The sequence below is a fragment of the Aeromicrobium sp. genome, assembly GCF_036676885.1.
In the GTDB taxonomy this organism is placed as follows: domain Bacteria; phylum Actinomycetota; class Actinomycetes; order Propionibacteriales; family Nocardioidaceae; genus Aeromicrobium.
On record NZ_JAKFCB010000234.1, the window covers coordinates 1 to 6,468 of the forward strand.

The window sequence follows — 6,468 nt, forward strand, 5'->3', positions numbered from 1 at the left end:
GGTGTCGGACACGGCGACGACGCTATCTGGTCTCGGCGCGTCACCGCAGGTTCGCATCCTGCGCGCCTAGGATGAGAACACGCTTCGAGTGAACGCCCACCCGGAGCCGGCGTCACATCGGAGGCGATGACATGCGTGATCTCGGTCTCGACGGACTGAGCGAGGACAGACGGTTCCTCATTGCGCGTGACAGGTCCACCGGTGAGAAGTTCCGCATCCCCGCTGATCACCGCCTCGCTTCCCTGATCGGCAAGCCGTCCCACTCTGGGAACACCTCCGGCCAGTTGGAGATCCGCATGGAAAGCTCACTCAGCCCACGCGACATCCAGACGCGCATCCGCCGCGGCGAGACGCCGCACGCGGTCGCCGAATCGGCCGGTGTACCGGTCGAACAGATCCTCGGCTTCGCCGGGCCTGTGCTCGCCGAGCGCGAATACATGTGCGAGCAGGCCCGCAAGACCTCGATCCGCCGCAAGCACGTCGGTGGTTCGGGCGTCCTGCTCGGCACCCTCGTCTCGGAGAACATCGCCTCGACCGGCGGCGTGCCCGAGGCCGCCGCCTGGGACTCCTGGCGGCGCGAGGACGGCCGCTGGAACGTCCAGGTCACGCCCGACGGCGCGGCCCACCCGGCGACCTTCCTGTTCGACGTCAAGAGCCGCTACGTCGTGCCGGCCGACGAGTTCGCCCACGACCTGGTCGGTGACGTCGCCCTGCCCGACTCGTCCGACATGGCGATCGCGGATGCCGTACGTACGCCGGCCAGTCCCGCGAAGGCTCCGGTCGAGGCGGTCGACGTCGTCGACGAGGACGTGCCGGTGGTCGAGGAGGGCCCGCAGGTCGGCGTCGCCTCACTCAAGGCCGCCCGTGACCGCAGGGCGCTCGAGCAGCTCGCGATCGGCGACGCCGAGGAGGCCGAGGACGCCGACACCTCCGCCGCGCTCGAGCACGAGGCGGACGACTTCGAGGACTCCCTCGAGCACGACGTCGCGGTGCCCGACACGATGGGCCCCCGCAAGAAGCGCCACGAGCGCCGCCGCGTCCCCAGCTGGGACGAGATCATGTTCGGCGACAAGTCCGACTGACTCCGTTGGGCGGTGAGTTGGCGTCCACTTCTGGCTCTGGTCTGGACGCTAGGTCACCGCTCGCACATGGTCGGTGAGTTGGCGTCCACTTCTGGCTCTGGTCTGGACGCTAGGTCACCGCTCGCTCACCCAAAAGGCAAGACGTCCGGCGACATGGCCGCGGCCTTGGCCGTGGCCGCCGTCATCCGCCGGCGATGGTGGCGGCGGCACAGCACCTCGTAGCCCACGACGGTCTCGTCCTCGTCATCCGGCGCGAGCTCATGGTCGACATCGCCCACGACGATGACATCGCCCTCGGTCACCATGACGCCGTCCTCGGTGCGGGCGTTGTGCGTCGCGCGCTCGCCGCACCAGCACAGCGCCTCGACCTGCAGGGTGTGCACGTGGTCGGCGAGCTCGATGAGCCGTGCCGAGCCGGAGAACAGCTGCGTACGGAAGTCGGTCAGGATGCCGAAGGCGAACACGTCGATCGACAACTCGTCGGTGATCTTGGCCAGCTGGTCGATCTGGTCGGCGGTGTAGAACTGCGCCTCGTCGCACACGAAGTAGTCGATGCGGCCGCCCTGGGTCAGCTCGTCGACGGTGTACTGCCAGAAGTGGAACTCGTTGTCGACCTCGATCGCCGGGACCGCCAGGCCCAAACGGCTCGACAGCGTCGCGGTGCCGGCCCGGTCGTGGGAGGTGAAGACCCGTCCGACGCGGCCCCGGGCCCGATGGTTGTGGTCCATCTGCAGCGCGAGGGTGCTCTTGCCGCAGTCCATCGTGCCCGAGTAGAAGTTCAGATCCGCCACGGGCACCATCCTGCCAGCCGCGTCACGGCGCCACGAGGACCGGGATGCGCAGCTCGGCCTCGCTGATCGAGCCGTGGAACCCGGTCATCTGGAACTCGATGCCGAACTCGCGTGAGGAGAACATCGCGAAGTCGCCGAGCGCCGCCACCACGACGTCGCCGATGCGACCGCGCACCTCGGGATCGATCGGGCCGAACCAGTCCTCGATGCCGTCCTGCGTACGTACGAGGGCGCGCTCCCCCAGCTCGGCCTGCCAACGTGCGGCTACGTCGGCGGCGGCCCCCGTGCGTGTGTAGACGTGCCGGAAGCGGGCCTCGCCGGCCAGCAGGGTGACGTCGTCGAGCAGCGTCGTCGAGGAGTCGACGTCGAACCGGTCGGTCATCGGCAGGTCGATCATGCCGTGGTCGGCGGTGACGAGCAGCACCGTGTCGCGCGGCAGCTCCTCGCGCAGGTCGGCCAGCTCCGCGTCGATCGTGGCCAGCATCGTGCGCCACTCCTCCGACATGCATCCCTTGGCGTGCCCCGTGTGGTCGAGCCGCGACTCGTAGGCGTACGTCATGGCGCGGGGCGCGGCCTCGACGACCTCGAGGACGACGTCGAGACGCTCCCAGATCGAGTTGATGCCGTGGAACGGCACGCCGCGCTGACTGCACAGGGTCAGGCCGGAGTCGACGAACTTGGCATCGTTGACTGACGACGCGGCGATGCCGGCGTCCTGCATCTGCTCGAGCACCGTGCGGTGTGGCTGCCAGATCAGCGGGTCGACCGGCTGGTCCCACTTGAGCGAGTTGAGCCGCTGTCCGCTGCCGGGAACGCGGGAGGTGTAGCCGACCATGCCGTGCCTGCCGGCGTGCAGCCCCGTGCCGAGCGACGTGAGACTCGTCGCGGTGGTCGACGGCACACCGCAGATGACGTCGTCGACGTTCTTGAGCGAGTTGAGGAACGGCGCCACGTCGGCGTGCTCGCGCAGCAGGTCGAAGCCCAGCCCGTCGACGAGGAACACGACGTAACGCGGCGCCTCCGGAAGCGCCAGGGTGTTGGCGAAGCCCGGGGCGCCCATGGCGGCGGCCACCGATGGCATGACCTGATCGATAGTCGCGCGACCCCCGAGTCCTGCCAGGGTCATGCGGTGCGGCCGGCGGTCGCGGCCGACAGCGTACGGGCGAAGCCGAGCAGGCGCTCCACGGCGGATCCGCCGTCGGCCGCCGCAGCGAGGCGCAGCGAGAAGTCGTCACCCGTGAGGCTGCCGGTGTAGCCGTGATCGGCCTCGCAGTCGGGGTCCGAGCAGCGCGCCGGCTCGAGCTCGACCCGCGAGACCGCACCCCAGCCGACCGTGAGCACGGCTTCCTCGAGCTGCTTGGACTTCGACGTCACCATGCGGGTCACGACGACGGAGCGGACCTGGCCGAGCGCGACCGCCTCCGACGTCGTCGAGGTGTAGGGCTTGGGCAGCAGGTCGTCGCCGGGGTGCTCGTCGGTGTGCACCAGGACGAGGCGGCTGGGGGTCAGCGCGAGCACCGTCATGTGGCGACGGATCTCGTCGTGGTCGAACGTCGGCTCGTGGTGCAGGACGTAGGCGGCCACGGGCTCACCGGCCAGGGCATCACGCAGACCTTCGGCAACGATCTCGGGGTAGTAGCCACTCGTGGAGACCTCGTCGAACAGGGACTTCGTGTCGTCGGTGGTCATCATGCCAGCGTATCTCCCATCGAGGCAGGCTGACTCAGGCGCCGTACGTACCACTCACCGCGACGATCTGCCGACGGAACGACCTTGGCGCGGGCGCTCAGCGCGGTGTAGCCCTCGCCGTGCACCAGCACCGGCTCGAGGTCGAGCTCGGCGATCTCGGGCAGGTCGTCCTTCATCGCGGCCAGCCGCACGATGATGTCCTGGAGGGCGTCGACGTCGACCGTGTCGGAGCCGCGGTAGCCGTAGAGCAGCGGCGCAGATCGCAGGTCGCGGATCATCGACTCGGCGTCGAGATCGGTCAGTGGCGGGATGCCGTACGAGCGGTCGCCCAGCAGCTCGCTCGGCGCTCCGGCAAGCCCGAACGAGACCAGGGGGCCGAACAGCGGATCCTCAGTGACGCTGAAGGACACCGGGATGCCGTCGGCCGCGGCGCGCTGCACGAAGAACTTGGTGTCCTTGCGCATGCCCTTCCAGGTCGTGAGCTCGTCCCAGGCCTCGCCCATCTCCTCGGAGCTGCGGATGTTGCGCCAGACGTGGGCCAGGTCAGGGCGCGTGCGCAGGTGCTCGCTGCCGGCCTTGAGGACCACGTCCCAGCCGAGCGTCTTCCCCGCTTCGATCGCCTCTTCGCGGGAGTGCACGTTGATCCAGGTCCACAGGTCGATGCCGTAGCAGGCCAGGAGCGCGTGGACCTGGTCGGTCGAGAGGATCGCGCCACGAGGTGCTGCTGAGAGCACCTGGCGCACGAGAGCGCGAGCGTCACCCGTGCGGTGGTCGAGCGCGATGTGGAAGTCGCCGTGGTCCTTGGCAGCCCACTCGGCGTAGTTGACGACGCGGGCCAACGCACGCACGGCTGACTCCGGCGCGGCGTACGACGGCACCGACCCGCGACCGGCGGACCCGCCGAGCAGGTCGGGCACGCGCAGCAGCACGGGAACGCCCTCGCTGCCGAGGAACGTCGACACGATGGGCTTGTCGGACTGCTCACCGACGGCCGCGAGCACGTTGGCGACCTCCTCGCCGCTGGTGTTGAGCGGAGGCACGTAGACCGCCACGAGGGCATCGGTGTCGGGACTCGCGATCGCCTGCTCGATCGCCGCCTCGAAGTCATCGGCATTGGCGTCGGCACCCAGCGAGACCGGCTCGGCGACCTGCAGCCCGGCCGCCGAGGCGGCGTCCGCGACGATCAGTGCCACGGCGTCGGAGTTGCCGACGATCGAGACGCGGTTGCCGCGCGGCAGCGGCTGGTGGGCCAGGAGCTGTGCGACGTCGAACATCTCGTCCAGCGTGTCGACCTGGATGACGCCGGCCTGGCGGAACATCGCGTCGACCGCCGACTGCGGCGCCGACGTACGCCTGACGGTGTGGCCCACGGGCACGCCCTGCGTCGAACGGCCCGACTTGACCGCGACGATCGGCTTGGTCCGCGAGACGCGGCGGGCGATGCGGGAGAACTTGCGCGGGTTACCGATCGACTCCAGGTAGAGCAGGATGACCTCGGTCGAGTCGTCCTCCTGCCAGTACTGGAGCAGGTCGTTGCCGGAGACGTCGGCGCGGTTGCCGGCCGACACGAACGTCGACAGGCCGAGGCCACGGCGGGACACCGACTCGAGGATCGCGGTGCCGAGCGCGCCGGACTGGCAGAAGAACCCGACGCGGCCCTGCGGCGGCATCGACGGCGACAACGAGGCGTTGAGCTGAAGGTCAGGTGCGGTGTTGATGAACCCCAGGCAGTTGGGGCCGATGAGCCGCAGTCCGTACGACCGGCTGAGCCCGAGCAGCGTGCGCTGGCGCTGGCGACCCTCCGGCCCCTCCTCGGCGAATCCGGCGGAGATCACGACGAGGCCGTGGACCCCCTTGGCGGCGCAGTCGAGCACGACGTCGTTGACCGACTCGGCCGGCACCGCGACGATCGCGACGTCGACCTCGCCGGGGATGTCCTGGACGGTCTTGTAGGCCGGGAGTCCCGACACCGCCTCGGCCTGGGAGTTGACGGCGTAGACGCTGCCGCTGAAGTCGCCGAGCACGAGGTTGCGCACCATGGCCTGGCCGATCGAGTTCTGCCGCCGGCTGGCGCCGATCACCGCGATGCTGCGAGCGCGGAAGATGCGCTCGATCGACGCGGCCTCGGCGCGCTGCTCGCGGGCCCGCATCACGCCGACCGCGAGGTCGGTCGGCTCGATCCGGAACGTCAGCCGGGTGACGCCACCGTCGACCATGCCGTCGACCTGGTAGCCCATCTCGCGGAAGATCTGCTGCATCCGGGAGTTGGACGGCAGGACGTCGGCGACGAACGTACGGATGCCGCGTTCGCGTCCGGCCTGCGCCAGGTGCTCGAGGAGCAGCTGGCCCACACCGCGGCCCTGGTGGGCGTCCTCGACGAGGAACGCGACCTCGGCCTCGTCGTCGCTGATCGCGTCGTAGCGGCCGACCCCGATGATCGTGGAGTGCAGCGTCACGACGAAGGCGACCCGGCGGTCGTTGTCGACCGTCGTGAAGCGCGTGACATCCTTGTCGGAAAGCGTCGGATAGGGCGCGAAGAAGCGGAAGTACTTGGATTGCTCGGAGACTCGTGAATAGAACTCCACGAGGCGTTCGGCATCGGCCGCGAGGATCGGCCTGAGCTGAGCCACCCGGCCGTCCTTGAGCAGGACATCGGCTTCCCAGTGCTCGACGGGATGCACCTCGCTGGTCACGCCTCCAACCTATCGGGTGGCTCACGGCGTGGCGCGGGAAGTACCGCAGGTCAGACCGGCGAAAATGGACCACTGAGCACCGCACGACAGGCAGCACAGGAGAGAAGGCATGGCCCGCAGCAGCAAGCAAGCTCCCGAGGAGGACTTCGAGGAGCACATCGTCGACACCGACGTGAGCGACGAGATGCGTTCGAGCTTCCTCGAGTACGCCTA

The 6,468-nt window shown here is 69.2% G+C and carries 5 protein-coding genes; 1 reads left to right on the forward strand and 4 read right to left on the reverse strand.

Annotated features, from left to right (window positions below; genetic code table 11):
• Window positions 1–131: 131 nt before the first annotated feature.
• Window positions 132–1,082 (forward strand): septation protein SepH, encoded by a 951-nt coding sequence (gene sepH / locus V6M46_RS10335; RefSeq protein WP_332664526.1) that lies wholly within the window; start codon window positions 132–134, stop codon window positions 1,080–1,082.
• Between the two features lie 125 nt (window positions 1,083–1,207).
• Here the strand turns inward: sepH and V6M46_RS10340 are convergent, their stop codons facing one another.
• Genes V6M46_RS10340 through V6M46_RS10355 form a run of 4 tightly spaced genes read right to left on the reverse strand, consistent with a single transcriptional unit; the run spans window position 1,208 to window position 6,255 of the window.
• Window positions 1,208–1,873, reverse strand: coding sequence for a thymidine kinase (locus tag V6M46_RS10340; protein WP_332664529.1), 666 nt, complete (start codon window positions 1,871–1,873; stop codon window positions 1,208–1,210).
• A gap of 22 nt (window positions 1,874–1,895) precedes the next feature.
• Window positions 1,896–2,954, reverse strand: a complete 1,059-nt coding sequence (locus V6M46_RS10345) for an alkaline phosphatase family protein (protein WP_332664531.1) — start codon at window positions 2,952–2,954, stop codon at window positions 1,896–1,898.
• A gap of 41 nt (window positions 2,955–2,995) precedes the next feature.
• Window positions 2,996–3,562 (reverse strand): DUF5998 family protein, encoded by a 567-nt coding sequence (locus V6M46_RS10350; protein ID WP_332664534.1) that lies wholly within the window; start codon window positions 3,560–3,562, stop codon window positions 2,996–2,998.
• Window positions 3,562–6,255, reverse strand: a complete 2,694-nt coding sequence (locus V6M46_RS10355) for a bifunctional acetate--CoA ligase family protein/GNAT family N-acetyltransferase (RefSeq protein ID WP_332664536.1) — start codon at window positions 6,253–6,255, stop codon at window positions 3,562–3,564. Before V6M46_RS10355 ends, V6M46_RS10350 begins: the two co-directional genes overlap by 1 nt.
• Window positions 6,256–6,468 lie beyond the last annotated feature (213 nt).

Coding starts and splice junctions, on each gene's coding strand:
- sepH (WP_332664526.1), top strand. CDS start 132: ATGCGTGATCTCGGTCTCGACGGACTGAGCGAGGACAGACGGTTCCTC.
- V6M46_RS10350 (WP_332664534.1), bottom strand. CDS start 3,562: ATGACCACCGACGACACGAAGTCCCTGTTCGACGAGGTCTCCACGAGT.
- V6M46_RS10345 (WP_332664531.1), bottom strand. CDS start 2,954: ATGCCATCGGTGGCCGCCGCCATGGGCGCCCCGGGCTTCGCCAACACC.